Raw genomic sequence first — 26615 nt, 5'->3', positions numbered from 1 at the left:
GCGGACACAGCACCGCGGACGCGTTCGCCACGGTCAAGTAGGCCAGTCGCAACAGCACAACCGCCATCATCCCGGGCGATGGCAGCGTCGTGGCATGTCCCGCGCCGGTTCCCAACCTGCGACGCCACCCGCCGGACATTAGGGCTCTCACCTGTGCGGACGTACTTTTCGGCAAGCACAGCCCCGCTCATCGCCTCGATCATCCAGGACGCCCCGGATATCGCCGGGACGGTCCTCACCGAGCTTGGGTCCGACAAGGACGTCAAGCGGGCGTGTGCTCAGAGCACCCACGTAGGAAGGTGTTACCAAGACCTCCTCGACGTCGCTGAGTCGTAGAGCACGTCGGCATCCTCGAAGCGAACGGTGACGAGCGCGCGCGAAAAGCCCAGCACTTGGCACTGGAACCGGGGGGAAGCTCACCGGGAGATCGGTCAGCAGTAGTCCGCGGCAACCTGGCCGAAAGGGATCACAGTGGCGCGCCACCGCTCGTCCAGCTCGGCGCCGGAGGGCAGCACGGTCCACCAGCATCTCTTTGATCATCGGATCCGCCGTTCATGACGCACCCTTCGCCGCTTTCTTCCAATAAGTCATGTGGTCGCGAGTGGCTAGGGTGTGGGAGTGGTCGGGGCCTAGCACGCGCAGGGACTCGGCCAGTAGTTCTTCGAACGCGGCCGCGGCGGCAGCAGTGTCCCCGGCCTTGCCCAAACACGTGGCCAGGTTGCCGCGCAGGGTCAAGGTGTGGGGATGGTCGGGACCCAACACGCGCAGAAACTCGACCAAGAGCTCCTCGAATATGGTGGCGGCTCCGGCAGCATCCCCGGCCTCACCTCGCCAGAAGGCAAGATTGCCGCGGGTCATCAGGGTGGCGGGGTGATCGGGACCCAGTACCCGCAACTGATCAGTCAGGAGTTCTTCGAGTGCGGTGGCGGCTCCGGCGGCGTCCCCGGCCTCGCCTCGCCGCACGGCCAGGTTGCCGCGCAGGGTCAAGGTGTGGGGATGGTCGGGGCCCAACACGCGCAAAGACTCCACCAAGACTTCTTCGAACGCGGCGGCGTCTCCGACCTGCTCTCGCCAGAAGGCCAGGTTGTTGCGAGTGGCCAACGTTTGGGGGTGGTCGGGGCCCAGTACCCGCAGTTGATCGGCCAGGAGTTCTTCGGCCGCGGTGGCGGCTCCGGCGGTGTCCCCGGCCTTGCCCCGCCAGGCAGCCAGGTTGCCGCGGGCGGTCAAGGTGTGAGGATGGTCGGGACCCAACACGCGCAGGAACTCGACCAAGACCTCTTCGAACGCGGCCGCGGCGGCGGCAGCGTCCCCGGCCTCGCCCAAACATGCGGCCAGGTTGTTGCGGGCAGTCAGGGTTTGGGGGTGGTCGGGACCCAACACGCGCAGGAGTTCGGTCAAGTGTTCCTCGAATGCCGCGGCGGCTCCGGCGCTGTCACCGGCCTTGCCCTGGAACATGGCCAGGTTGCTGCGAGCGCTCAAGGTGTGAGGATGGTCGGGACCCAGCACGCGCAGGAACTCGACCAGTAGTCGCTGAAATGCGGTGACGGCTTCGTTCACGTCCCCGGCCTCGCCTCGCCAGAAGGCCAGGTTTGTGCGGGCGCTCAGGGTGGCGGGGTGATCGGGGCCCAGTACCCGCATTCGATCGGCCAGGAGGTCTTCGAACGCGGTGGCGGCTCCGGCGGCGTCCCCGGCCTCGCCCCGCCACGAGGCCAAGTGGCCGCGGGCGCCCAGGGTATGAAGATGGTCGGGTCCCAGTTCTTGCCGGCAGATGGCGTGCAGGTTGGTGTAGGCGGTGCTAGCCGCGATGGGCTGCCCGGTTTCACCCAAGCTGCTGGCGGCGCGAAACAGCACGAAGTGGGCGCCGGTATCGGTGGTGCACAAAGCGCTGCCGGCGGCTCGCTGCAGGGCGCTGGTGTTGGCACGCAGGACCTGACCGCGGTCGTCGCGCTCGATCTGTGGCCAAGCATCCAGCAGGGCGTCGGCGGCGGTTTGGCTGATCTGGGCCAAGTGGATTGGGCCGTCGTCGGGCTTGGAGTGGAGGTTCTCGCGGGTGGCGCGCTGGATGAGTTGGTGGACGCGAACCTGGTGATGGGCGGCGGCGCGGTTGTATTCGATCAGGTTGTAGCGGTGTAGCAACCGCAGCCCTTGGTCGATGGTCTGCTCGGTGAGGTCATTCGGGTCTGGTAGGTGGGAGGCGAGGTAGTCACGGACGGTGCTGCTTGTGAACACCGCTGTGGGAATGCCGTTGGGGTCCAGGACGCTGGCCAGTTGCATCAGGGGTCGCGCCAGCCCCCGTGGGCGATCCTGATCGGCGCGGTCAACGGAGATGTCCCACACCGCCGAAACGATCCGCTGATCCTCAGCCAGGTCGTCGGGTTCAGGGACGGTGTCGGCCAGCAGCTTGCCGAGCAACAGTTGGCGGTAGTGGCCGCAGTCCAAGTCCTGCTGGAGCATGTAGGCCGCGGCCTGGGCCAGAGCCAAGGGAAGATGTCCCAACTCGCTGATCAACGCGGCCCGCTGAACAGGGTCGGCGGCCAGACCGCCGAGTCGGTGTTGTAGGTAGGCATCGGCCTCCTGGCCGGTGAACAGGCCGACCTCCACGACTTCGGGGTGCAGTCCGGGCGGGGACAGGTCGCGGCGGCGAGTGGTCACCATGGTGGTGCCTGCAGGGGAGGCCGGCGGCCACAGTCCGCGCAGGTCGCCGTGGGCCTGGACGTCGTCCAGCACCAGCAGCCAGCGTTGGTCGGTGGTGGCGGCCCAGTCCAGAAACACCCGGGCGGCATAATCGGAGTCGTCGCGGTCAGCCAGCTTCAAACGGACGGCGGCGTTGGCGTAAGCGTCCACAACTCCAGCGCGGGTGGAGGCGGTGACCCACACCAGCACCTGCACGCCGCGCTGGCGGGCGCTGCGGGCGTAGGCGGCAGCCAGCTGGGTCTTGCCTATCCCGCCCGTGCCGGCCAACACCTGGCACACCACTCCCGTCCCGACGGCTGTGGCCTGCTGCTCCAGCCGGTCAGCGATAGCCCGGTGCTGAAAGCAGTCAGCCTCGGGCGGGATCGGTCCCACCTGAACCAGCGGCGGCGACTGCCATGCCGGTGCGGGCGGGTGCGATGTAGGCGGGCGGCCGCCAGCGTTGGCTTCGGCGCGCGCCTTGGTCCAGGTGTCGCGCCACCAATCCGGCGGCGGGATGACAGTGTCGGGGCTCTTCTCCTTAGCCAACGGTCGCAGGTACTCCTCCACCAGCCAGTGCACGGTGTCCAGGCTGCCTGGGGTCCGCTTGCCACGTCGCCACTCACTGAAAGAGCTTTGGTTGAACGGCACCGTCGGCTGGCGCCGATTCGCCCGGTTCTCCATGGCCTTCCCGGTCGGCGCCCCCGCCGCTTGATGCAGCTCTTGCAGCCGCTGGGCGAAGGCCTCGATCGCGCTCACCGATTCCGTCACCGCGCCTTCCTCATCATGAGCTCCCCCAAGTGACGCCTGGGTCCTGGTTGCTGGCGGTCGTGCGGCTGTAGACGGAGGCGATCAGATCTGATCGCCAGCCCTACAGAAAACCCGCCGAGGCCAGGTCACCACGGTCCTACACCAGACGGGTTCACGCCAGAAAACCCATCGAACAGGTGCAATCGAGTCGCTGTCCCGGCCCACTCAGAGGGCTCGGAACCACCCCGAGAAGGAGATCGCCCATGACCGCCCCGTCTCTTCGTACCCGGCTCGGCCGCGTTGCGCTGACCGCGTTCGTGCGCGGCAGTGCCACCGCCGCCGGCGCCGCCGTCATCAGTCTGGCCACCTGGTGGATCACCCACCACTAACCTTGGACCGCACGAGTGGCCCACCTCACCAAGCGTGGGCGACCGTTGACTTCTACTTCGACCGCGACGGCACCTCGCTCGTCTTACACAGGTGCAGCTCCCTTGGGGAGACTGGTCGGGACCGTACGGTTTTCGGCACCTCTCTCTGTCAAGCGGCGGTGAGCAGAGAGGTATCCAACTTGTTGGATCGGTGGCCTTGATCGCGGCCTGCAGCCAAGATCAACAAGGCTGTGGCCGGGGTCGGCAGGATCGTCTGCTCGCCGCGCCGAAGTGCCCCGCGGCCCTGACCGCGGTCGCGGTCAGGTTGCCGAACAGGTTGGAGCGAGCGGTCATCACATGCTCCTTGCCGTAGCGGTTCGACCAAGAGAAGCTGGCGACTCGCTTCCCGTGACAGCCCTTGGTGTGACCTACGCCACCGCGCGCGGGTGTCACACAGCGGCGGAGGCCGGCGTCTTGTGCGCGTGGCACGATCGACAGCGAACAGGCAGGAGCCGGCAATGGGCCCCGTCGGCTCGTTGTCGGCTCGGCGGTTCCGAACCGGATCGGCACGCGGCGGCACCGTGCGGCACGCGAATCGGGCTCGATGCGGACGGATCGACACCAGCCGACACCGAGCAGGCCGCTCCGATACAGCAGTTTCGGACTTTTAATCCGTAGGTTGTGGGTTCGAGTCCCACGCGACCCACCACCCCTGACCAGGGCAAACGCGAGATTGTCCTGGTATGCCTCCCGCCTGGGATGCCCCGCTTCGTTCCCTCGTTGGCTCGATGTTGGCTCGGCGGCTCGTTCCGGGCCTCCAACCATCCCGCCCATGCCCGAGAAGCGGGACCGCCAGGCCCCACAAGATCGGGCGCATCGCTCGCAGCAACCGGCAGCCGAGCCGGCCAGAGCGGGCAACCGCGGACGCGAATCCGCAGTCCTGCATGCGCTGCTCCCTGCATACCCAGCGAGCAATCCAGCAGCCCTCACCTCGCCACCCCAGCCAACTGCCCGATCAGCGCACCCCGGACAAGATCCGAGCCCGCACCAGGCGCCATTTAGTTCAGGGTCAATCATCAGATCATCCGCCGAATCTTTACAAGACAGAGCTATTCATTGGGGAGTGACGCCTCCTTCTTTGAGGAGGCCATCAGCGATGGAATCCTCTGTACTTCGATCTAGGCGCAGAGGACCTAAAGTCCTCGAACCACTCGTCGAGATCACCGGGTTTCGCGACAGTGGTTCGGCCTGCAAGGTAGGCGTATTCATAGTCCTTGTCCTCAAACAAGGAATCGTGAAGCATATCGAAGTCGAAGTCGAAGCGAGACTCCGGCATACCACCCGCGAAGAGTTCGAACTCGTCGCCCTCCTCGGCGACCATCTCGGCCGCTCGATCGAGTGCGAGATGCAGGGCGATCTCCTCTGCCATGGTATGCGGTTCGGGAAGGTCTCCGCCTTCGATGTCACGAGCGATGTCTTCGAATGCGCGCGCGAAGCGCCGATAGAATTTTCGGCTCTGCCAAGACGCGACATGAGGGATAGGCCAGAGCTCGCCGTGCGGTCGAAGCGGGGCACCGGATGAGATCTCATCTGCCCGATCGTGAACCTCGTCGCAGTAGATTTCAGCTGCCGCATGGATCAGCGAGGCAGTTCTGGGAGGCATGGGAACGCTGCAGTCGCAGTCAGCGTACTCATCGCAGGCCCTGCACTCCCTACAGGAGTCAACACAATCGCCGCAGGCGGGACAGCCATCGGCAGGGCATGCACTGATGGGGAATGACCCGAATGGACTGATACCCCTTACCGGACTGTCCGCGTTCACAGGTTCGGAAGCCTTGACTCGGTCAAGGACCTGCTGGATTGCTGCGTTCACGCTCTCGGGCTCGTCGGCAAGCACAGCACGGAGGCGAACTCGGAAGCCGAGCGCCTCGTCCCTGTCGTACATGTACTGGTTTAAAGCGGCGGAGAGAGCATCGGCGCGAGCAGCTTCGCTGATGGTGGCGACAGCCTCGAGTCCAGCGAAGCCGCTGTGGCGCTCCTTTTCCCTTACAAGCGCAAACACCCTGCTCTTGCTGGGGTTATGCTGCGGGACGAATGCACAGATGTTCGCAGCGGTGACGGAGGAGGTCATGGCTTCTCCTTGCACGTAAGGGCTACAACTGACACCTCGAACGGATGTCAGCCGGGGGTAACCCGATATGAGTTTGTCGGTGATCTGAAGGGATTCGCTGGTGATCCGGGTGCTTCCGCGGATGCCTTGGCGATTAGTAGCTTGACACAGGGACCTCGGTGACACAAGCGCTTCATCGAATCCGGTCCGAGTGGAGTGCAGGGTCGAGCACGGCCCGAGCGCGCCATCGTCCAGACCGAACCACAAGGGGGAGGACCTAAATTAGCTCCGCGAGCCTTTCGGCGATCATTGTCTCCTCGCACTTGGACGACGCAGCGCTGTCCGCTTGGGCCGGATTGGCTACGGGGAACGTCACAGCCAGCACGTGTTTGCCAGTTCCCCGCCTCCGGCGTTCACCATGAGCACCTGGGATCTGGAAACCGGCGCCACGTCCTCCCACGAGTGCATGCGGATACGCTGGCCGAGAACCCGGGCACTCAGCGGCTTGGGCGCGCCCACCATCCGCCTCGATCAGGCCGAGTTCGAGTACCGGGACCCAGATGACACCGACCGCCCACCTCGGCGACACCGACCCCGCCGTGCAACTCGGTGGTCTACACGACCCGCTGGCATCACCGCGTTCATCCTCGGCATCCGCGCCCTGGTGAGCACCGTCTGTCCACCGGCGGCACTTCGCCCCTCGGGCCGAGGCGCGCATCTAGGTCGCGACCTAGATCACCGACTTCTACAACGCCAACAGACCGCGCCAACGACGGGCTCGCCCCGATCACGTTCGAGCGTCGGGCGGCAGAAGCGCGGAGCGCATCCACGGCCCAGCACAGGGCCGAAGTGGCATAACACCGTCTCCACGCTTTGAGGGGTTCGACAAGGATCCCACCTGTCGTGGTCGCTGCGGGCGGCTGAAGCAGGCCTGTTAACGACACGGTGCAACACGAAGCTGAAGCATCTTTGCGCGAAACGTGTGCCATACTAAAGTCGCCGTCCTGGCCGAATCTGCGGCTCCGGACGCGGATTCAGGAGGTCCACGATGGTTTCACTCTCGCCCGCCGAAGCTCTCGGCTCCCATGCTCCCGGTGTCCGCGACCTGCTCGTCGAGGTCATCCGGTCCAGACACGGCCGGGAGGCCGAGGCGCACTTGGCCAAGGGATCGCGCTACTCGATGGGATTCGGCAGCCAGTGGCGCGATCTCCTCGACGACGCACTGGAGGCCCTGGCCGACCGGGGTTACCAGTCGCACAAGCTGGCACCGGCGGGTTATGAACTCCCCGTCGTCAACGACAGTCTGATCTACGTCTGGCGGGTGCCGGGCACTCCCGACGCGGTGAGCCGGTTCGCGTCGAGCCCCACACGGAAGAACGGCTTTTCTGCCCGGCCACCCGACCCGATGCTGTTCGAGCCGGGTTTTGGGAACGAGCCCGAGCCGGACGACGAGGCCTCGGGCGAGGCCGAGAAGGTGACGGTCGAGCGCCTGGTGAGGGCGGTCGGCGATTCGATGCCCGTCGTGCTCGTCATGGTCCACTCCTCGCCGCGGCAGTTGCAGTCGATCGAGTGGGCGGTCGCCGATCTTGACGACGAGGGCAAGGTCAAGCTGACCGGGCACGAGGCCATCTGGGAGCCGGAACTTGTCACGGCCGACACGAGCTCGGACGGCGAGTCGTTCGACAGCGGCACCCCGGTTCCGCCCGCCATCGAGCCGCGGAAGCAGGAGGGCACGGATCCGGATGCGCGATGACACCCCGGGCCTGTTCGACATCTCCGGCTCCGGGCAGAGGCACGGCCGCTTCGAGCCGGCGAGGCTGACGCAGGCCCGCGTCCGCCGCTCGGTGACCAAATCCGACTTGGCCACCGAAGTGGGCGTGTCCGCTGCCGCGATCGGCCAGTACGAGGCTGGCATCAATTCGCCCCGCCCCGACGTACTCGAGCGCTTGGCAAAGGCGCTGGACGTCCAGCCGGGCTTCTTCAGCGTCGGACGGCCGCTGGCGCGCATCGACACCCTGAACGCGCACTTCCGGAGCCTGCGGTCGGCCCGCGTGAGTGATCGTCAGAAGGCGCTGGCCACGGCGACGCTGGTGTGGGAGCTGACGTTCGCACTCGAGCGACACGTCAGGCTCCCCGAGACCGACCTCCCAGAGATCCGCCCCGGCAGCTCACCCGCCGAGGCCGCTGCCCTCCTGCGCCGGCACTGGGACCTGCCCGACGGCCCGGTCAAACACCTTGCCACCACAGCCGAGTCCCACGGCATCGTGTTGGCAGTGCGTCCTCTCGGCGAGATCGACGCCGTCGATGCCTTCTCCGTCATCATCGTCGACCGTCCGATCATCATCACGACGCCGCGGCGGACCGAGAACGTGTTCAAGCACCGGTTCTCGATCGCGCACGAGATCGGGCACGTGCTGCTGCACGCCGACTCCGGCGAGCACAGCGCGGCTATCGAGAAGGAGGCCGACGAGTTCGCCGCGGCTTTCCTCACCCCTGCTGCGTCCATGGACGCAGCCCTCCCGCAGCGGCTCGACCTGGCGGCACTGGACCGGCTCGGCCGCACGTGGGGCGTCTCACCAACGTCCCTGGTCCGCCGAATGGTCGAGCGCGGTCGCACCACCGAGTCCTCGGCGCGCCGGGCCTACCAGCGTCTGTTGACGGTCTACGACGCCAAGGCGGACCCGACCAGCGCCTACCCGGGCGAGATGCCGACGCTGCTGAGGAAAGCCGCGGAGCTCGCTGGCGACCATGGCGCGCCGGTGCCCGTGCTCGCCGAGGCCCTGAAGATCAGCGCCGCGCAGGTGCGCAACCTGCTGGGCGAGGCCGACGAGCGCCCAGTGCTGCGTCTCATCGGCAGCGACTGACCTCTCTCCCTACAGCGCAGCGACCGACGGGCACTGCCCCGGCCTCGGCGCTCATCATCGACAACCAGAGGGATCCTGACTCAATGGCCTATCCCACCCTGGCGCTCCACTTACTCATCTCGGCACCCGGGGACGTACCCATCGAGGACATGGCGATCACCCGAAAGACGATCAGCCAGTGGGACCTCAACCTTGGCCGCCATGTTGGCCTCACCGTGCTTCCTGTGTCCTGGACTGAGCACGCCGTCGCTGAGTTCGGCGAACGGCCGCAGGCCATCCCCGGTCCGGTGCCGGTCTGCTCACCGCTCCGACCTGCAGCGATCCGCACCAGGCGGCGGAACTGCCACACCGACAGGCCGGTGAACACCGGCACCCACTCGTCCCGACCGGCCCTGATCATCCGCTCTCGCCCTCACATTAGAGAGCCCTCTTTAGGGCCTCACACCAGCCGGTATATCGTTGATGGAGGAGGAGTTCTGTAAACGTCCCATAGCAGTTGGCTAGTATTGGCGCCGTGCTCTTGATTCTTAACCAAGAATGCCGTTACCGCCACCACATATCCGTCTGCGCGACCCCCTGAGATGACATATGCCTGCATTGCCGGCCGCCCACCCCCAATGGTTTCTTCGCCGCATTCAGCGATGACCCCGGCAAGTTCGCGGTCTGTCGGGAGGCGCACCTTAAGCGTCGGCAGGTCAAATGCGAGCTTAACTGCGCGCACCCCCTTAAACAGGACGTCTACACGATCTCCATATTCATCGCCCATTGGGCTCTTCAGCAGCAGTTGCTTGTGAGTACTCACGAGCGAGTCGACATAGAATTGCCTATCAAGAACCAGCGGCAGCTCCCAATTATCCACCGTTGGTCGAGGCGGAATTCGTCGCATCGAGATAGCCTTTCGTTAACTGAATGGGTTGGGAACGACTTTTCCATTCTTGTAGAAGGTAGTTCTAGCCATCGCCCCACTCTCACGCAAGGTATACATTTCCCAATCGAATGGACTGGGCTCTCGACCGCCTTTGCGAATTCTGAAATTGCCGTCCGCGTATAGCTCTCCTCGCTCGATGGCCGTATCGAGACCTTCGGCACCGTCGAGGCTGACACTGAACCTGGTATTAGGTTCAAAATATGCAGCAGTTTGCAATTCCGTCATCCAACTTTCTGATCCCATCAGATGCCTCGCACCGACTTGCTGGCTGAAACCCGGAACCTTCTCACTTAGGCCGAGTGCAATGTGATCACACCGTCCGCTGTTGTGGACCAGGACCGGCGTGTTGCGCGCTTCTACATAGTACGTGTGCAGCTTGGCGATGGTGAGGTTGTGGGCCCGTTGGTGGTGGGCGGTCCAGTGTTTGGTGGCCGTGACCTGGGCGTAGGTGCCAGCGCTGGTTCGGAGCCACATGCCAGGCTTGAGGTCGGTGGCGTCGATCCACTTGTTGATGTCGCCAGCGACCCAGAAGGGGTGGTGGTCAGTGGCGACGACCACGCCCCGATTCTGCCCGGTGTTGGTGCGGATTAGGGAGCCGCTGTCTTTGGGTTGCTTCTTGCTTGTCCAGGAGGGCTGTGGCGCACCTGTGTCGATGGTGATCTGTACGAGGTTCTTGTCTCCGTGTCCGGTGATGGTGGCCAGGACTGGCTCAGCTGTGGTCTTCCCTGTTTCGGGGTCGGTGGCCAGGACCTTGTCGCCGACCTTGATGTCTTCGATGGGTTTGCTCGTACCGTCCGCCAAGAGGACAGGCGTGCCAGGAACGAAGCTATTGCAGCCAATTTTTGCTCCTGCTTTGGCTGCCTTCGCGATTCGCTTGCTGGTGGCTAGCGTACCGAGCCAGGGGACGATGGCAATTCCGGAAAGGAGTGCGTTCTTCCAGTTTCCTTCGGCGAGGTAGTACAAGGCATTGACGGCGTCGGCCTGGTCGACGCCTGCCGCTCCTAGGATGTCTAGTTCGTCGTGGAGCGACAGACCCTTATTTACGTGGCATAGGGAGTCATCTTCGAATTCGGAGCAGAAAGCCAGTTGGGCTTGCAGTGTCTCTCGCGCTGTTTCTGGTTTGTCGTGCGCGTACCGCAACATGTCTTGGAGGATCTGGCGATAGATGGTGCGCTTCTGCTTGGTGGTCCCGAGGTCTTCTCGGGGGAACCGGGCAGGGTAGCGCGGTGCCATCGGTTCGTTGGTGTCGCCCGAGTGTCTGACGGGGTGGCCGGGGCGGTGGACGTCGTAGCCGCCTCCGTTGTTGGGGCGGCGGTCACCGCCGTCGCCGTTCCAGCATTCCATTCCGTCGGGGAGTCTGCGGCACATGTTGCCGTCGGGGTCGGCGTTGGTGACGGGGCTGTTGTTGGCGTAGGTGTAGCCGTTCATCTGCTGGGGGTCGGCCTGGTCCATGAGGGGGTCGACGGAGATGAAGCGGCCGGTTTGCGGATCGTATTGGCGGGCGCCGAGGGTGGTGAGGCCGATGGGTTCTTGGGTGCCGCCGACGAAGCCCTTGTCGTTAGGCCAGGTGGCGTCGTCGTCGAGGCCGCGAACGTTACCGAAGGGGTCGAAGCGGCGAACGGTCGTTTGCAGGGTGGCTGCGTTGATGGCGACCTGGGCGGTGCCCTGAGCATCGGCGGTGAGGTAGGTGACGGTGCCGTCGGAGGTCCGCATCGCGACGGTCTGGCCGGCGAAGCTGTAGTAACGGGTGCCGGTGGCGGTGGCGGCGCCGGTCAGGGCGCGCAGCTCGGTGCCGTCGGGCAGGTACAGGGTTGATCCGGTGGCGTCCTTGCGGATGAGAGTTTTGCCGTCGGCGTCGTGGATGTAGCTGGTGGTGGTGCCGTTCTCGGTGACCTTGGTGAGTTCACCTTCGGTGTCCCAGTCCAGGGTTTGGCCGGGGTTGGTGGGGCTGTAGCCGATGGCGCGGGTGGTGGTGTTGCCGGTGGCGTCGTATTGGTAGGTGTCGGTGCGGTCGCCTTCGCCGCCGGTCTGGACGACCGTGTTGAGGCGGTTGCCGTGGCCGGGGTCGGCGTAGGTGTAGGTGCGGGTGGTGTCGGTCTTGCCGCCGACGCCGTGCAGGGTCTCGGTCTTGCGGTTGCCGGCGGCGTCGTAGGTGAAGGTCTGCCAGTACGGTGCGGGTCCGCCGATCATCGATGCGGCCGGGGCGCTCGCGCAGGAGTCGCTGCTGCCTTGGGTCCAGGCTTGGGTAAGGCGTTGCAGGTGGTCGTAGGTGAAGCATTGGTTGTCGACGCCGTCTGGTGTGGTGTCGCTGATGGAGGTGATGGTGCCGGCGTCGGTGAAGTGGTAGGTGGCGTTGTGATCGGCGCCGCTACTGCCTGCGCGGTTGGTGCGGACGTTGTTCAGGCGTTGGGTGCCGTGCTCGTAGCCGAATCTCTGCCAGGCTTGTTTGGCGGGGTCGGATCCGTATTCCAGGACGGTGAGTTTTCCGGTGGCGGTGTACTGGGCGGTGTTGATGTAGGTGGCGTTGCCGGTCACTCCGGTGGGGCGCTGCCAGGCGTCGTAGGTGTAGAGGATGCCCTCGCTGGGGAGCCCTCCGGCTGCGGGCATGCCTTGGCTCTTGACGGTTCCGTCGGCGTTGTAGTCGGTGGTAAAGGCGTATTTGCCCTTGAGGGGTCCTTGAGAGTCGGGGATGGTGAGGAGGGTGCCTTGGGGGCGGCCGAGGGTGTCGTATTTGGGGAGGCTGGTGACGTAGTTGCCGTCGGTGGTGTGGCGGGTGGCCGAGGCGAGTTTGCCCTTGCCGCGGGTGCCGGTGTCGTAGGTCCAGGAGGCCAGGATCGGGCCGTCGGCCGCTCCGTCGTGGGTGGCGGTCTTGCGGCCTTGCCCGTCGTAGTCGATGAAGATCTTCTTGCCGCGGGCGTCGGTGGTGGAGGTGACCTGGTTCAGGTCGTTGTAGGTGTAGCTGGTGGCGCCCTTGTCGGGGTCGGTGGTGTGGGTCTTGCGGCCGCGCAGGTCGTAGGTGGTGGTGAAGGTGTTCCCTGACGGGTCGGTGACCGAGGCGATCTCGCCGGCGGGGGTGTAGGTGTACTTGGTGGCGTCGTAGTCGCCGGTGGGGGTGGAGGCCTTGTACTGCCGCTTCTCGATGATCTGGCCGCGGGCGTCGGTGATCTGCGCGGTGGGGGTGCCGCCGCTGAGCGGGGTGACGGAGGTGCGGTTGGCGCCGCCGTAGGCGTAGGTGGTGCGGAACAGTTCGCTGTCGGGCTGGTCCCCGTTCTCGGTGCTCACGCTTTCGACGGTCTTGCGGCCCAGCCCGTCGTATTGGGTGTGGGACTGGGTTTCGATCTTGCCGGGGACGTCGACGCCGAACAGGGTGGCTTCGGGGGCACCTGTAGCGGCGTAGGTGGCGTAGGTGGTGGCGACCTGGCCGCGGTCGTCGTAGAAGATGTCGGAGACCAGCCGGCCGCCAGGGCCCGGGGTCTGGGTCTGCCGGGTGCGCAGGAGCCCGTCGAGCAGTTCGATCTGGGCGAGTTTCTGATGGCCCGCGGCGTCGAGGGTTTGGGTGGTGACCGCGACGATCTTTCCGTCGGTGACCCGGTAGGAGTATTCGTAGGTGGGTACGGCGGTGGCCTTGGGCCGGTCGGGCAGCCACACCTTCAGCAGCCGCCCGAGCGGATCGTAGGTCAGGTCGGTGCGCAGGTTGCCGTTGGAGACGTCCAGCTCGGTGACCGGGAGCCCCCATGCGGGGTCGATCTGCTGGGTGGTGGTCAGCGACGTGGAGGCGTCGCCGGGTTTGGCGGGTGGGCCGGTGGTGGTGACCTGGGTGGTCAGGCCCTGAGTGTCGGTGTAGGTGGTGGTGGCGACGTGGCCGGCGGCATCGGTGGCCTGGGTCGGGCGCCCGTAGGTGTCGTAGCGGGTCTGGGACTGGGTCACGTAGGTGGCGGTGGTGCCGTTGTGGGACGCGACCGTGTCGATCTTGGTGACGTCGCCGGTGGTGGGTCCGTCGCCGAAGCCGCCGTTGTCGTAGTAGGTGCGGGTGTCGGCGACCAGTTGCTTGGAGCGGTCGGGTGTGGTCGCGCAGTTGACGGCGACGGTTTCGACGCGGGAGGGGTAGTTCAGCATCCAGGCGCCGGTGTTGTCGGCGTAGCTGGTGCGGGTGCATTTGTCGTCGCTGGCGGTCGCGACATCGCCGAGGTCGTCAACGGTGGTGATGCGGCCGACGCCGGGGCCCGAGGCGGTGTAGGTGTTGTCGGTCTTGGTCTGGGTCCAGCCGCCGCCGTCCTTGGCCGTCCAGGTCTGGGTGGAGTCGAGGGCGGTGGCGTTGGCGGTGGTGGTGCCCCACGATCGGGTCCGCGACGCGGTCTGCGCCTTCCAGGGGGTGTTGACGGTCTTGGAGTAGACCGCGCCGCCGGGCTTGTCGTAGCTGACGGTCTTCAGGGTGAACCCGGCGAACGCCTCGGCGTCGGTGTGGGTGCCACCTTCGCCGTCGGAGACGGTGACCGACTTTTCGCCGCCGTCCTTGTTCTTGCGGTCGCCGTCCATCCCGCGCAGGTAGTAGGTGTCGGTCTGGGTGGCGGGGTTGTTGTAGGGGCCGGTGAAGGTGCTGACGTGGCCGTAGCCGCGCCACTGCGACCAGGTCTTGTTCTTTTCCTTGGTCAGCCCGTCATCGGTGTCGAAGTGCCAGGCCGCGCCGCCCTGGTAGTCGTATTTGGTGACCATGTCCGGTGACCCGCCGGTGCGGTCGGACTTCATCACGCTGGTCACCACGTATTTGTGGAACCAGTCGGTGATCGGGTCCGTCCGGCCGGGTGGTTGCCAGATGACCGGCTGGCAGCGGCTGGTGTTGGTCTCCGGTGTCGGCAGGTCCGACAGCGAGCAGTCGGTGTCGGGGTCGGAGTAGCTGATGTCGATCTGCCCGCCGGACTCGTCGTCGATCGCACCGACCCGGTAGCGGATGTATTTCAGGATGTCGTCGCCGGTCTTGTCCACCCGGTTGGGCAGTTGCACGTTGGCGAAGGTGACCTCCGGCAGCGTGATGAACGACCCGTCGGCGGCGTGGCCGGTGTGCTGGATGCTGGTCAGCAGCAGGTCACGTTCAATGTCGGCCTCTCCCCACTTATGGGTGAGCGTCCAGGAGTCCACCGGCCGGTACCCCGTCCCGTCCGGTTTGAGGACCTGGGTGGTCACGCTCGTGAGACGTTTACGGGACCAGAACGTCGGCGACAGGGTGCCGTGGGTGTCCTTGCAGTCCTGGCCGGAGTCGCAGTGCAGGTCCCAGGGGACGTCCCACCAGGCGTCCGGCTTGTCGCCGATCTTGGCCGGGTCGCAGTTGAAGTCCGCGTTCGGGATGCAGCGCTCGGAGGTGTCGAAGCTGACCTGCGCGGGCGCCTTGGCGAACAGGCCGTCCTTGCGGAGCCCGTAGGAGATCGTCTTCAGGTACCCGCCGCGGATGTAGGGGGTCTCGTCGGCCGCTTTGAGGTTGCGGCCGTAGTAGTTGGTCTCTTTGGCGTAGTTGTAGACGATGGCATTGCCGGCCGGGTCGACGACGTAGTCCAGGTTCCACCGGTAGGCCTGCTGGCACCACGAGTCGGCGAACGCCGACTTGTGGCACGGTTCATCGGCGTCGTCGCCGAACACCGGCGAGGTCCAGGTGGAGTCGGTTTCGGGCTTGCCCGAGGTCCAGCCGGGGACGCGGTTGAGGCCGAAGAAGTACTGGGTGCCGTTGGTCGTGGTGACCTTCCAGTACTCCCCGTCGTTGTCGCCGTTGGCGGTGTCGGAGCTGGTGAGCCTTTCGAACTTGGTGCCGTCGTCGTTCTTCATCCGCCAGGTGCCGTCACCGGCTTTGATCAGCTCGCCGCCCTTGCCGTTCCAGGTGACGGTCGCGTTGTCATACCCCCAGCACTGGTCACCAGGGGAGTTGCCCCACTCGTCCTTGGGTGCGCCGTCGTCCTCACATGACTTGTAGCGTCGCTCGATGTAGCCCGGCCACAGATCGAAGCCCTCACCGACCCAGGACGGCTGCCCGTTGGCGTTGGCAGTCTTGCCGTCGACGCTCCCCGATGAGTAGCTGACGGCCACCTCGGGCGTGAGGCCGCCGGGAACCGGCGGGACGCGCATCGGGTAGGACCAGGTGAAGTCGCCCCCGTTCCCGCCGGCCTGCCAGGTCGCCGACGCCTCCAGCGACGTCGCTTTGTAATCCCCCTGCGAACCCGAGGAGCCGGCCGCCGCCACCAGCACGGTCCCCACGGACTGCGCTGCCGCAGCGGCCGGACCGGCGGACGGGTTCGCAGCACCGGCCTGAGACGTCGCGGGGGCGGCGGTCACTTCGGCGGTAAGGGTCTGCTTGGTGCCGTCGTTGACGGTCTTGACCGGTGCCGCCAGGCGGCACTCGGGCTTGTCGGGTGTGCTGAGCGCACATGCGGGAACCTGGAAGAGCCGCAGCCGGGACCCGTACGCGCCGCCGAACGCCTGCGCGAACTGCGAGTAGTCCAGTTCGACGCCGACCTGGCCGGATTGTGGCTGGCCCGCTTTCGGCTGGTCGGTGCGGGCGACGGTGAACGCCACCCCGTCCAGGCCCGTCTTGCGGGCCGCGGCCTGGTCCAGGATCGAGACCCGCACCTTCCCGGCAGCCTGTATCGGGCTTCGGGCGGTGGTCTTGGCGACGGGAAGGATTCGTACCGGCAGTGCGCCGGCTCGCACCCCGGGCTTGGATCCCGCGGGCAGGGATACCTCGCTGGTGCCGGCTTTGGGCCAGGCGGTTTCGGCGGCCGGGCCCGGTTTCACCGTCGAGTTCTTGCGTGGCCGGACCTTGAGGTCATGGCCCTTGACCGGGTCCTCATGCTCCAGGGCGGGCGGACGCTGCGACGACGGAGCGGCCAGCACGGGCGGAGGAGGTGAGAGCAACCCGGCGGCGACCGCGACGGTCATGACCGCGGCGACGGCGCGTGCCGCCCGCGGGCGAGCCAGCACCAGGGTCTTGCGGCCTGTAATCACGTCTTTCCTCCCGCGCGCACGCGCCTGCACCGGCCCCGCCGAGCGCGGGGCGCGATCACCATTCGTCGCCGTCGATGAGCAGAGGTCCGGGGCGGTCGCACACCTTGCTGAGGTGTGCGCCGCGTATGGTGTGCGGGTTTAGGGCCCGTTGTCGGTGTCGATTTCGACGTCTGGACCGAGTCGGGCGATCTGCGTGGGTGTCAGGACGCCGCGGTACAGCCAGAGGTCGTCCAGGGCGGCGGGCCAGAACTCCGAGCCCGCGCCGCTGCCTCCCAGGGCGTTCCGGCCGATCTGCAGAGCGCCGGTGCCCTTGAAGGTGTGCACGTCTCCTGCGGCCGAGTCGCCGTCCGGGCCGTTGGCCGCAGATCCGTTGACGTACAGGCTCATCGTGCGGTTCGTCGCGTCGTAGACGATCGCGATGTGGTCCCAGTCGTCCGCGGTGTAGGTGAAGTTGCTGGTCAGCTTCTGGGGCTTGGTCGCATCGGTGGCCGGCAGGTCGGCGTTGTTCATCTCCAGCTGCCAGACGCCGAGGTCGGCTGGTTCCTTGGCGTCGGGGACGTACCGCAGCGCGAACGCGTTCGTCTTCCCGCCCGGGAGCGAGAACAGCGTGGCGGCCTTCTGCGGCCGGGAGGCGAGGTTCTGCACCCACCCGGTCAGGGTGAAGCTCTCATCGGTGGACAGGAACGCCTGGTCGCTGTCCGGGGCGTTCTTGGGGGCATCGGCGAATGCGGCCAACCCGTCCAGTTGCAGGCCCGCCGGCGAGGCGAACGGGTCCTTGAAGCCGGCGCCGGCGACGATGGCCGCCTTGTTGTGCAGCGTCAGCGGCGGTACCGCCCCGGCGCCGCGGGTCTCGCCGGGGGTGAGATCGCCGGTGGCCGCGTTGAGCTTCCAGCGGGCCTTCAGGACCGGGGCCTGCTGGTACAGGTCGGTGATCTCCTGAGTGGAGACGATCCGGTCGTAGGCGCGGACTTCATCGATCATCCCCGGCCACTGGTCAGCCGGGTTGCCGAGCCACTTGCTGTGCCCGATCTGGAAACCGCCGGTGGCGTTCCAGGCCGCCGGCACCTCCGGGCTTGGGGTACCTGGCTGCCCGTTCACCCAGATCTGCAGTTTCTTGGTGGTCTGGTCGTACATGCCCACCAGATGGGTCCATGTGTTCAGTTCCACGTCCTGCGTCGACACGGCCTGGTAGGCGCCAGTCTCCGCGGAGTCGGACTTCACCATCGACATCACCCACTTGTTGAGCGGGCCGCCGGTTTTCAGGTAGAAGCCGCTCTTGGACGTCCCGTCCTGGCTGAGCACGGTATGGGTGATGCCGCCCTTGGTCAGGCGAACCCACGCCGACACCGTGAAGCCCTTGCTGGTGTCCAGCAGTGGCGCATCGGTCGCCGCGTAGGCGGCTCCGGCGTCGTCGTTCAAGGTCAGGCCCTTGCCGATCTGGCCTTCGGCTCCGAAGCTCGCGCCCCCGTGCACAGTCGCGGTGACCGCCGGGTCTCCCTCCCGGGTCTGCGCCGTCGCGGCTGTGGAGCCTGCGTCCTCATCGAGTTTGAAATGCGCCTTGGGCGCGGTGCCCTGGTTGGCCAGGAAGGTGATGCTCGCGTCGGCGGAGTTCTGCGAGGACGCGGCGAGCGCCATCACCGTCACCGAGTTGGGGCCGTACTGGTTCGGGGCGATCGATACCGTCTGCGCGGCACCGGCGGTGGTGGGCACCGTCATGATCAGCGTCTGGTTGAGCCGGACCTCGTACCGGTCGGCGGCCTTCTCAGGGTCGCTGATGGTGAACGACCCCAACTGCCCGACCCCGCCGTGCCACTGATCGTCATCGGGGTAGTCGGTGGAGGTGATGGTCGGCGCCGGTTTGGCCGGGTCGTAGATGAAGTAGCACGCCGGTGCCGAACCGGTGGAGGACCACGGCCCGTACTGCTCCCCGTCCCACGCCCGCGCATGCCAGCCGATGAGGGTCTTCTGCGGGATCGTGTCCGGCATCTTGACCTCCCGAGGCGAGCCGGTCTTCTTCGCCGGCTCGATCAGCCCGGAGGTCCATCGCTGCACGAAGCCCTTGCCGTCACCGGTGTCCCAGTAAGAGGCGAACTCCGGCTCGACCTTGAGAGCGTCCTCGTCATCGGGGTCGAAGAAGTAGCCCTTCAAAGTCGGGACCTTGTTGATGACGACCGGGTCGTTGCCCGGCCCGCAGCCCCCGCCGGGATTGGTGCTCATCGTCTTGTAGTTGGGAGTGGCCGGCGGGTTGTTGTACTGGATCGACAGGTAGGCGTCGTCGGAGAACCGCTTCCACCAGTCCATCGTCGATTCGCTGTAGGCCTTCAACCCGAACGTGATGTCGCCATAGCCCTTGTTGAGCGCCGACTGCACATGCTGCTGCAGCAAAGACCCACCGAACTCCACCGGCGCCCTCGAGCAGAACGCCACATCACGTGAGGCCAGATGCTCACCCCAGGCACCGCCGTCATTCCATCCCCCGACCGTGTTGTTCCAGGTGGCATACGACTTCAACTGCAGGGTCCGCCACAGCTGGATCGAGGTGGAGTTCTTGCAGTCATAGGCGCCGGTCTCAAAGGCGGTGAACTCCACCGACTGGACGTAGCGGCCCTTCAGCGACGGTAGCTTCACCTTGTAGAACAGCCGCTTGGTCTGGTTCTTGACGCAGTTTCCGTCCTTGGCGACCTCGCAGCGCCCGACGCCCTCGGTCGACTTGCCGTTGAACTGGTGGTAGCTCTGATCCGGGTACCCCGACGACACCATCCCCCAGTCGGAAGCCTTCTTCGCCCCCCACACCGGGTCGATGTACACCGGGAACGTGGTGTCGGTCGCCGTCAGCAGATTCTGGTCGGGAGCCAGGGTGAGCTTGCCATCGGCAACCGCGACCTTGACCGGGGCGCTCCTGGCGCCCTCGGCCGGCCCTTCGCTGGTGTCCATCGTCCGCACCTGCGGCGTCGTCGCCGTCGGCGACCCCTGGCTGGGGGCGGCAGCCTTCGTGGAATCCCACATCATCGGCGACGGCGCGTCGAACACCCCCATGCCCGCGGCCGTCTTGGCGGTCAGCACCCCGCTCGCCTGCTCCTGCGTCACCGACAGTCCCGGCGCCGACAACGCCAGCGCCAGTTGCGCCAGCCGCGGGTCCTTGGCGGCCTCAGGAGACTTCACCACCAGCATGTGCGCGAACCCATCCGCCTGCGCACGCAACTGCAGATCCACCCCATCACCGAGCACACCGGCGTAGGTGGCGGTGTCACCGTCAAGGGTCGGCTCCGGCAGCGCCTGCGGCCACGTCAACGCCAGCTTGTGGCCCGCCCGGGCCATCTGCACCATCGGGCCACTACCGCCCCCGGAGAACCTCAGCCCGACCGCGGTCGCTCCAGGCACGATCACCTCACCGGAGCGACGCAAAGTGGTGTCGATGTCAGCCCACTTACCGTCCTTGCGGGCCCGGATCGGCTGGATGTGCTCCTCGACCTCCATCCGCCCGTTCGGCAACGCCCGAACCGTCCGGGTCTCACCCCGCTCGGCCAGCACCTCAACCGGCTGACCCGACTCACGAGCGGCCTTGGCCGCCTGCTCCTCGGTCGCCGCAGACTCCGGCGCCGCATCGTCCGCCCGCGCCACCGGCGCCGACACCACCATCGGGACCTGCAGCAGCGCGGCGACCATCAGCACCGCCAGCACAACGGCCGGCGCACCCGTCCGCCACGCCGAACGCCGCAACACCAGCAACCTGAAACTGGACGCACGGCGACGCGCAGCACCAAAGACACGAAGGCGCACAAAGACCCCAAGGACATAAAGGCCGGATAAAGCTCCCTCAAGGTAAACGGTTAGTTAACCTTCGTAAAGATGCCAAGTGATCTTCATTTTGTGATCTAGATCACTACTTTTGCCTGTAGCCCTGCGTCACCACCCAAGCGTCCTACTTCGATTCGAAATCGGATATTTGCGACATTCAGTCGCATTCCACCTGGGAGACTTGGGGGAGAGTGACGGAAATGCACACCGATTGACTACTTAGTGCAATCATCGCGGTTGGCGCCCTCAGGTCCCGACGACGCCGAGTTGAGTGGACAGATCGCCGTCCGCACAGGCTTGGCCGCCCACTTGCAACCAAGGCCGTCACACCCGGCATCATGCCTGATTGTGATGACTCAATCGCTCTTGGTAGCTATCGATGAATGCTTGATGGTCGGACTCCTCTGCGAGGTTCACGTGTCCCGCCGGAGCCGATAGCCCTGGCGGACCGGACCCGAGGTCAGTCATCGCCGGGACCGCCACCGACGGCCGGTAACCCTTGCGTTGCTCGGCCCCGTCACGATCGTGGGTCCGGTGGCCGAGTTCCAGGTCGGGCCTTGGCCCAAAGATCGGGCTCCGTCACGCCTCGCGTTGAATGCCAAGGCAGCGCAGCCCCGTAAATCTGCGGCAAGCCCCGCCGGTGCCGTTGGCACGAGCAGCGACAGCCGTAGCAGCGACAGGACGATCCAACCGGAACCCGGCCGATGCGCGGCGCCGGTCCACGCAGGATGCCCCGGAAGCTTCGGTCATCCATGCCAAGGTGAGACCTGAGCAGAGTGCTTCCCACGCGCCTCTGGCACAGTACCGGCCGTGGTAAAGCGGCAGGCCGTACCGCATCCACAAGCACGCGGCGAGGAAGTCGGACGCCGGTATGGGCGGTGCGTGCGCGCCGCTCGCGCTTCTCAACGTGAGCACACCCGCCGAGCAGCCTGCGAGTCCGCCTTGCACGGGCATCTCGGCTGAGCGTTTCGCCAGAGATGCCCGTGCAAGGCAGGTCGCCGTGCTGGAGCAGTCTCAGGAGCCGCTGCTATCCGGTGGCTTCGCCGCTGCCCACAGCCGTGCCACCGCGGTCACCATGCTGGTCCTCTTCCGAGCCGCCACGAGCAATTCCCCGCGCCTGTGTCGGCCGGCCAGGCTTCGGGTGCGGCCGCGTGGGGCGTCGGCGTTGGTTGCCGAGGACGATGGCGGCGGCGTCTTCGGCTGATTGGCGGGCGAGCTGAGGGAGGACGCTGGTGTAGATGTCGGCGGCGATCGTCAGGGACGACAGTCGCAGGGTCTGTTGGACGACTTTCATGTCGTATCCGGCGGCGAGCAGGAACGTTGCGGCGCCGTGCCGTAGATCGTGCAGGCGTATCGGCGGCAGCCCGGCCTCCATCGAGAGCTGTTCGAACTGGTCGGAGACGTCGTTGGGCTCGACCGGGGTGCCGGTGGGGGTGGTGAAGACGTACCCGGTCTGTGTCCAGGTGTCGCCGGCGGTGAGGCGTTCGGTGTTCTGGCGTGCCTTGTGGGCGCGGAGTTCTTGGACGGTGGTGGTGTCGAGGTTGATGGTGGCCTCTCCGGCGTCGGTTTTGGGTTTGCCTTCGAAGGTCTGGGTGCCGTTCTGGGTGATCTGCCACCGGATGGTCATGGTGCCGTTGTCCAGGTCGAGGTCGGCCCAGCGCAGCCCGCAGGATTCGCCGCGCCGCAGCCCGCGGAACGCGATGAGGTGGAACTGGGCGTAGAGCCGGTGTCCGCGGGCGCGTTCGAGGAACCGGCGGGTGAGGGCGGGTGTCCACACCATGACCGGTGACGGGCGTGGGGTGCTGATGTAGGCGGTGAGGCGGCTGACGTTGGTCCCGATCCGCTTGTGTGGTTCGAGCCGGGCTTGGCGTCGGCGGCGGGCGTTGGTGGTGGCGGTGTGGGTTTCGAAGTCGGCGCGCCATTGGGTGATGCGTTCATCGGTCCACACCAGGGCTTTGGGTGCTTTTCCGGACGGGAGTTCGACCAGGGCGGCGATGTTGATGTCGATGAGGCGTTCGCGGACCGCTTTGCTGAGGGCCGATCGCAGGGTCGCGCGGATGCGTTGTTTGGTGGCCGAGCTGACTACGCGCTGGCCTTTGACCTTGGCGCGCAGGTGGAGGTCGACGGTTTCGCGGGCGCGGGCGATCAGCTGGTTGCGTTCGTCGATGGCGTCGAAGAGCCGGTCGATGTCGCGGACCCGGAGCCGTTCCAGTGGGATGTGGCCCAGGTGCGGTTTGAGGTAGAGGCGGATGTGGTCGGTGTAGGAGCGGCGGGTGCCGTCGCGGAGCGCTTTGCGTCCGGCCAGCCATGCGTCGAGGTACTCGCCGACAGTCACCGACCGGTCCAGCTCTTGGCCGGTGCGGATCTTGCGGCGCACCTCCTCGGGATCGGGCAGCTCCTTGACTGCTCGGACCGTGGCGACGATCAGGTCGGCGATCTGGACGCGGGCGGTCTCGTCGTTCCCGGCGATGGCCAGCAGTTCTCGTGCTTGCCGTAGTTCGTCAGCGGCCTGGTCCTGGGAGGAGAACCCGCCGCGCCGCAGCGGCGCCCGCCGCGTCCCGGCGGCGGTGGGCGGGAGTTCCAGCTGGTAGCGCCAGGTGCCGTGGGTGCTGCTCCAGCGGCCGTCGCCGCGCCGCAGCTTCGGGCAGTTCTTGCCGAGCAGCTTGCCGTCTTGCCCGCGGCATCCGCAGCTCTTGAGCGTGCTTCCTTGAGCGACCATTCAGACGTTCTCCTGTGGTGCGGGCTGCCCGCCCGGCCCCGACCGGTCCACACATGCGCACTCGCGGCCGCGAACAGAGCCCGGTTTGAGATCGGAGTTGAGGCCCTGGTTGAGGCCGAGGGCGGTGATCAGGTCGGCGGTGGCCACCCGGTAGTTGCGGCCGACCCGCAGGACCCGGCAGGGGAAGTCGCCGGTGCGGGCGAGCTGGTAGGCCTTGGTGCGTCCGACCCCGAACACCCGCCCCGCGGTGACCAGATCGATCGTGGCGGGCAGCGAACGGATCTCCGCTTCGGCTAGCCCTTTCACCGCCCGCCCCCAGCGGCCCATGCCGCGGCGCGGCGTGCCTGCCGCCCCACGGGGCCAGGGGTGATGCGGTCACGGGTGTCCTCCAGCGGATCGGTGGCGCCCCGGCGGGATCGGCGCGGCGCATCCTGCGGACCCCCGCGCCGGTGGAATCCGGAGCGCCGGTATGCACGCTCGTCTCCGCGTCGCCGGTCAAGCCCCCGCCGCCCGGGCTTCGGTGGCCGGGGCTGGCTGGGGGCCTGCACGCTCGTGACCGGCGGCGTGATGACCTGTGGTGCGCCCGCCAGTGAGGTCAGATGCCAGGCGTCGCCGCACCGGTAGGCGCGCAGCCGGGCACCGGGTGCGGCAACCCGGGCGGCGTGCCGGGCGCCACGGCGGCTGGCGTAGCGCGCCCGGCCGCAACGACCGCACATGCCGCACTGCAGGATGAGCAGCATTCCCCAAACCCGGCTGCGTCCGGTGCTCTGCTTTGGCCCGCGCCCGTTCATCGGTTGGCCTCCGTCCTGAGGTTCTGGAAGACCAGGAGGTCTTCGTGTGCTGAGGCGCAGGCGGGGATGCCGCGTTCGCGGGCCCGGCGGGTTTCCAGCATCTGGAAGAACGAGGCGCGGTTGACCAGGGCGCCGTCGCGGAGACCGGCCAGCAGCGCGGCATACCGGCCGGCCAGTGCCAGGCCGTGCCGCTGGGCGGTGTCGATGACCAGACCCGGCAGATCAAGCAGTTCACCTTTGACGCGGATCGGGCGGACGGTGACGGCGATGACTCCTCCCGGCCGCAGCAGCGCGGCACTGCCGGCTAGGATGTGCCCGAACCCGTCCAACAGGCCATGCAGGGGTTGGTGGGCGAGGTTGCCGCGGTCGGTGGAGTAGCGATGGTGGCGTTTGAGGACTTTGCCGCCGCCGTTGTCGCGGCTCGAACGGATATGCCCGTGGGTGTGGGACCCGTACGGCGGTGAGGTGAGTACCAGCGCCGCCTTGCCGTGGAGGTTCCGGTAGATGGTGGCGATGTTGCGGGCGTCGCCGCAGGCGACCTGCGGTGTGCCGGTCGCCCCTTGGGTGTGGGCGTGGCGCAGGTTGTTCACGGTGAGGTGGACGAAGTCGGGTTCGTACTCCATGCCGGCGGCGTCGCGACCGAGGTGGATCGCTTCGACCAGAGTGGTGCCGATCCCGCACATCGGGTCGACGACCAGGTCACCGGGCCGGGTGAAGGCGTCGATGACGGTGGAGGCGATGGCGGGCAGCATCTTGCCGGGGTGGCGCATCGACTCGGGCGTGTAGCGGCCGTGGCGCTGCAGCCGGGACGGGCGCTGCCCGGTCACCAGCACCGAGGTCAGAAACTCACGGCGGGAGAGGGCTTCGTGGTTCATCGAGCCCTCCCCCGGACGGGCTGCCGGGGCCAGGCGGACTCGCGGATTCTTGGGGTTTGGTGAACAGCGACACGGTGGCGTGGACCCCAACGGTCGGCGGCAGGGCGCTGGAGCGGGTGTCGCGGAGTTGGGCGAGGTCGGTGGGCCCGGCCTGCACGACCAAGGCGTCGCCTTCGATCGGGACGCGCAACGCGATGACGTGCTGGGCGTACCGGCATCCCAGGGCTTGGGCGTGCCGGATGATGCGCGGCGCGGGATCGATCAGCCGCCCGGCCTGCTGGCGGGCGGTGGTGGTGACCGCTAGGACGCCGCCGGGAGCCAGCACCCGCCACGCCGCGGCCAGGAACAGGCCGAGTTGTTCGCTGGAGAGCATCCACAGGTCCGCCCGGCACGCCGGGCAACCCGTTCCCGGAACTCGCCTCTGAAGCGCCCCGGGTCGGTTGGAGGCTCGTTTCCCTGAGAGGATCGAGTCATGGCACGTCAGTCCCCCTATCCGCCTGAGCTGCGCAGGCGGGCGGTCCGGATGGTCGCCGAGGTCCGTCCGGACTATCCCAGCGAGTGGTCGGCGATGAAGGCGGTCGCGACCAAACTGGGTGTCAAGCATGCCGAGACGGTGCGCAGTTGGGTGCGTCAGGACCAGGTCGACGCCGGCGCCCGGCTGGGGACCACGACCGAGGATTCTGTGGAGCTCAAGCGGCTCAAGCGGGAGAACGCCGAGCTGCGTCGGGCGAACGAGATCCTGAAGGCGGCGGCGGGTTTCTTCGCGGCCGAGCTCGACCGGCCGCACAGGTACTGACTGCGTTCATCGACGCATTCAAGAAGGTGTTCGGGGTCGAGCCGATCTGCCGGGTGCTGTCCGAGCACGGCACCAAGATCGCACCGTCCACCTACTACGCCGCCAAGTCCCGCCCGGCCTCTGCCCGAGCCGAGCGTGACGCATGGCTCAAGACCGAGATCACCCGCATCTACACCGACGACTACCGGGTGTACGGCGCTCGCAAGGTCTGGCGGCGGCTTCAGCGCGAGGGCCATGCCGTGGCGCGCTGCACGGTCGAACGGTTGATGCGCGAGCTGGGCCTGCACGGTGCCCGCCGCGGCCGCAAGGTCCGCACCACCGTCCGCGATGACGGGCACCAGCGGGCCGCCGATCTGCTGCGCCGCGACTTCGCCGCCCCCAGCCCGAACCGTCGCTGGGTCGCCGACTTCACCCACGTGACCACGTGGGCCGGCGTCGTCTACGTCGCGTTCGTGGTCGACATCTTCTCCCGCGCCGTCGTCGGCTGGGCCGCGGCGACCAGCAAGCGGACCCGCCTGGTGCTGGACGCCCTCGACATGGCGCTGTGGCGACGCGATCGAGCCGGACGACCCGTTGGGCCCGGCCTGGTCCATCACAGCGACGCCGGGTCGCAATACACCTCTTTCCGGTTCACCACGCATCTGGTCGACACCGGGATCGACGCCTCCATCGGCACCGTCGGCGACGCGCTGGACAACGCGTTGATGGAGTCGGCGATCGGGCTCTACAAAACCGAGCTGATCAAACCTCGTGGGCCGTGGAAGAACCTGACCGGTGTCGAGCTGGCCACCGCCGAGTGGGTCGACTGGTACAACACCACCAGGCTCCACGGTGAGATCGGCCATATCCCACCCGACGAATACGAGGCGCTCCACTACTCCCAAAACCACACAGAGCTGCAGGTCACAGCCACAACCTAGAGCCTCCATCGAAACCGGGGCGCTTCATGCTGACCGGTG

The 26615-nt window shown here is 66.8% G+C and carries 13 protein-coding genes; 4 read left to right on the top strand and 9 right to left on the bottom strand.

What is annotated here, in order from left to right:
* Positions 1 to 552: 552 nt before the first annotated feature.
* Positions 553 to 3441: a tetratricopeptide repeat protein gene (locus tag J4709_RS11075; protein ID WP_208239807.1), complete on the bottom strand. Its 2889-nt coding sequence runs from the start codon at positions 3439 to 3441 to the stop codon at positions 553 to 555.
* Positions 3442 to 3683: 242 nt separating this feature from the next.
* Between J4709_RS11075 and J4709_RS54635 the strand changes: the two genes are divergently transcribed.
* Entirely contained in the window at positions 3684 to 3809 is a 126-nt protein-coding gene (locus J4709_RS54635; protein WP_269757141.1) for a hypothetical protein, read from the top strand.
* Positions 3810 to 4938: 1129 nt separating this feature from the next.
* On the opposite strand, the gene J4709_RS11070 is transcribed toward J4709_RS54635, so the two are convergent.
* Positions 4939 to 5919, bottom strand: a complete 981-nt coding sequence (locus J4709_RS11070; protein WP_208239805.1) for a hypothetical protein — start codon at positions 5917 to 5919, stop codon at positions 4939 to 4941.
* A gap of 1027 nt (positions 5920 to 6946) precedes the next feature.
* Here J4709_RS11070 and J4709_RS11065 point away from each other — a divergent pair.
* Both J4709_RS11065 and J4709_RS11060 read left to right on the top strand, forming a co-directional pair.
* Positions 6947 to 7651, top strand: a complete 705-nt coding sequence (locus J4709_RS11065; protein ID WP_208239803.1) for a hypothetical protein — start codon at positions 6947 to 6949, stop codon at positions 7649 to 7651.
* Positions 7641 to 8762 carry a helix-turn-helix domain-containing protein gene (locus J4709_RS11060; protein WP_208239801.1) on the top strand — a complete coding sequence of 374 codons (1122 nt, stop codon included), beginning with the start codon at positions 7641 to 7643 and terminating at the stop codon, positions 8760 to 8762. The genes J4709_RS11065 and J4709_RS11060 overlap by 11 nt, the downstream gene beginning before the upstream one ends.
* Positions 8763 to 9201: 439 nt before the next feature.
* On the opposite strand, the gene J4709_RS11055 is transcribed toward J4709_RS11060, so the two are convergent.
* The 7 genes from J4709_RS11055 to J4709_RS11025 all read right to left on the bottom strand — a co-directional run bounded on the left by J4709_RS11055 (position 9202) and on the right by J4709_RS11025 (position 25233).
* Positions 9202 to 9648, bottom strand: a complete 447-nt coding sequence (locus J4709_RS11055) for a hypothetical protein (protein WP_208239799.1) — start codon at positions 9646 to 9648, stop codon at positions 9202 to 9204.
* Positions 9649 to 9663: 15 nt separating this feature from the next.
* The gene (locus J4709_RS55495; RefSeq protein ID WP_208239797.1) at positions 9664 to 16677 is read right to left on the bottom strand and encodes a polymorphic toxin-type HINT domain-containing protein; all 7014 of its coding nucleotides are present in this window, start codon (positions 16675 to 16677) and stop codon (positions 9664 to 9666) included.
* 138 nt (positions 16678 to 16815) lie between these two features.
* Entirely contained in the window at positions 16816 to 20343 is a 3528-nt protein-coding gene (locus tag J4709_RS54625; protein ID WP_208239795.1) for a LamG-like jellyroll fold domain-containing protein, read from the bottom strand.
* A 1159-nt stretch (positions 20344 to 21502) separates the two neighbouring features.
* Positions 21503 to 23194, bottom strand: a complete 1692-nt coding sequence (locus J4709_RS11040) for a tyrosine-type recombinase/integrase (RefSeq protein ID WP_208239793.1) — start codon at positions 23192 to 23194, stop codon at positions 21503 to 21505.
* A complete protein-coding gene (locus J4709_RS53120) occupies positions 23195 to 23500 on the bottom strand; it encodes a DNA-binding protein (RefSeq protein WP_232383286.1) in 306 nt (101 codons plus the stop codon).
* Between the two features lie 481 nt (positions 23501 to 23981).
* Positions 23982 to 24860, bottom strand: coding sequence for a DNA methyltransferase (locus J4709_RS11030; RefSeq protein ID WP_232383285.1), 879 nt, complete (start codon positions 24858 to 24860; stop codon positions 23982 to 23984).
* Positions 24832 to 25233: a hypothetical protein gene (locus J4709_RS11025; protein ID WP_208239791.1), complete on the bottom strand. Its 402-nt coding sequence runs from the start codon at positions 25231 to 25233 to the stop codon at positions 24832 to 24834. Before J4709_RS11025 ends, J4709_RS11030 begins: the two co-directional genes overlap by 29 nt.
* Before the next feature lie 99 nt (positions 25234 to 25332).
* On the opposite strand from J4709_RS11025, the gene J4709_RS11020 reads away from it, so the two are divergent.
* Positions 25333 to 26576, top strand: a protein-coding gene (locus J4709_RS11020) for an IS3 family transposase (protein WP_208239789.1) whose coding sequence is annotated in 2 segments (ribosomal slippage) — positions 25333 to 25615 and positions 25615 to 26576 — 1245 coding nt in all. Because the reading frame shifts where the segments join, the coding sequence is not laid out codon by codon here.
* Positions 26577 to 26615: the final 39 nt, after the last annotated feature.

The sequence above is a fragment of the Actinomadura violacea genome (genome assembly GCF_017573465.1).
GTDB lineage: Bacteria > Actinomycetota > Actinomycetes > Streptosporangiales > Streptosporangiaceae > Spirillospora > Spirillospora violacea.
This window is presented reverse-complemented; position numbering and strand designations above follow the sequence as displayed.

Bases quoted from the DNA above. Each gene is read 5' to 3' on its own strand.
- J4709_RS11060 (WP_208239801.1), top strand. From the start codon at position 7,641: ATGCGCGATGACACCCCGGGCCTGTTCGACATCTCCGGCTCCGGGCAG.
- J4709_RS54635 (WP_269757141.1), top strand. From the start codon at position 3,684: ATGACCGCCCCGTCTCTTCGTACCCGGCTCGGCCGCGTTGCGCTGACC.
- J4709_RS11070 (WP_208239805.1), bottom strand. From the start codon at position 5,919: ATGACCTCCTCCGTCACCGCTGCGAACATCTGTGCATTCGTCCCGCAG.
- J4709_RS11025 (WP_208239791.1), bottom strand. From the start codon at position 25,233: ATGCTCTCCAGCGAACAACTCGGCCTGTTCCTGGCCGCGGCGTGGCGG.
- J4709_RS54625 (WP_208239795.1), bottom strand. From the start codon at position 20,343: ATGGTCGCCGCGCTGCTGCAGGTCCCGATGGTGGTGTCGGCGCCGGTG.
- J4709_RS11065 (WP_208239803.1), top strand. From the start codon at position 6,947: ATGGTTTCACTCTCGCCCGCCGAAGCTCTCGGCTCCCATGCTCCCGGT.
- J4709_RS11030 (WP_232383285.1), bottom strand. From the start codon at position 24,860: ATGAACCACGAAGCCCTCTCCCGCCGTGAGTTTCTGACCTCGGTGCTG.
- J4709_RS11040 (WP_208239793.1), bottom strand. From the start codon at position 23,194: ATGGTCGCTCAAGGAAGCACGCTCAAGAGCTGCGGATGCCGCGGGCAA.
- J4709_RS11055 (WP_208239799.1), bottom strand. From the start codon at position 9,648: ATGCGACGAATTCCGCCTCGACCAACGGTGGATAATTGGGAGCTGCCG.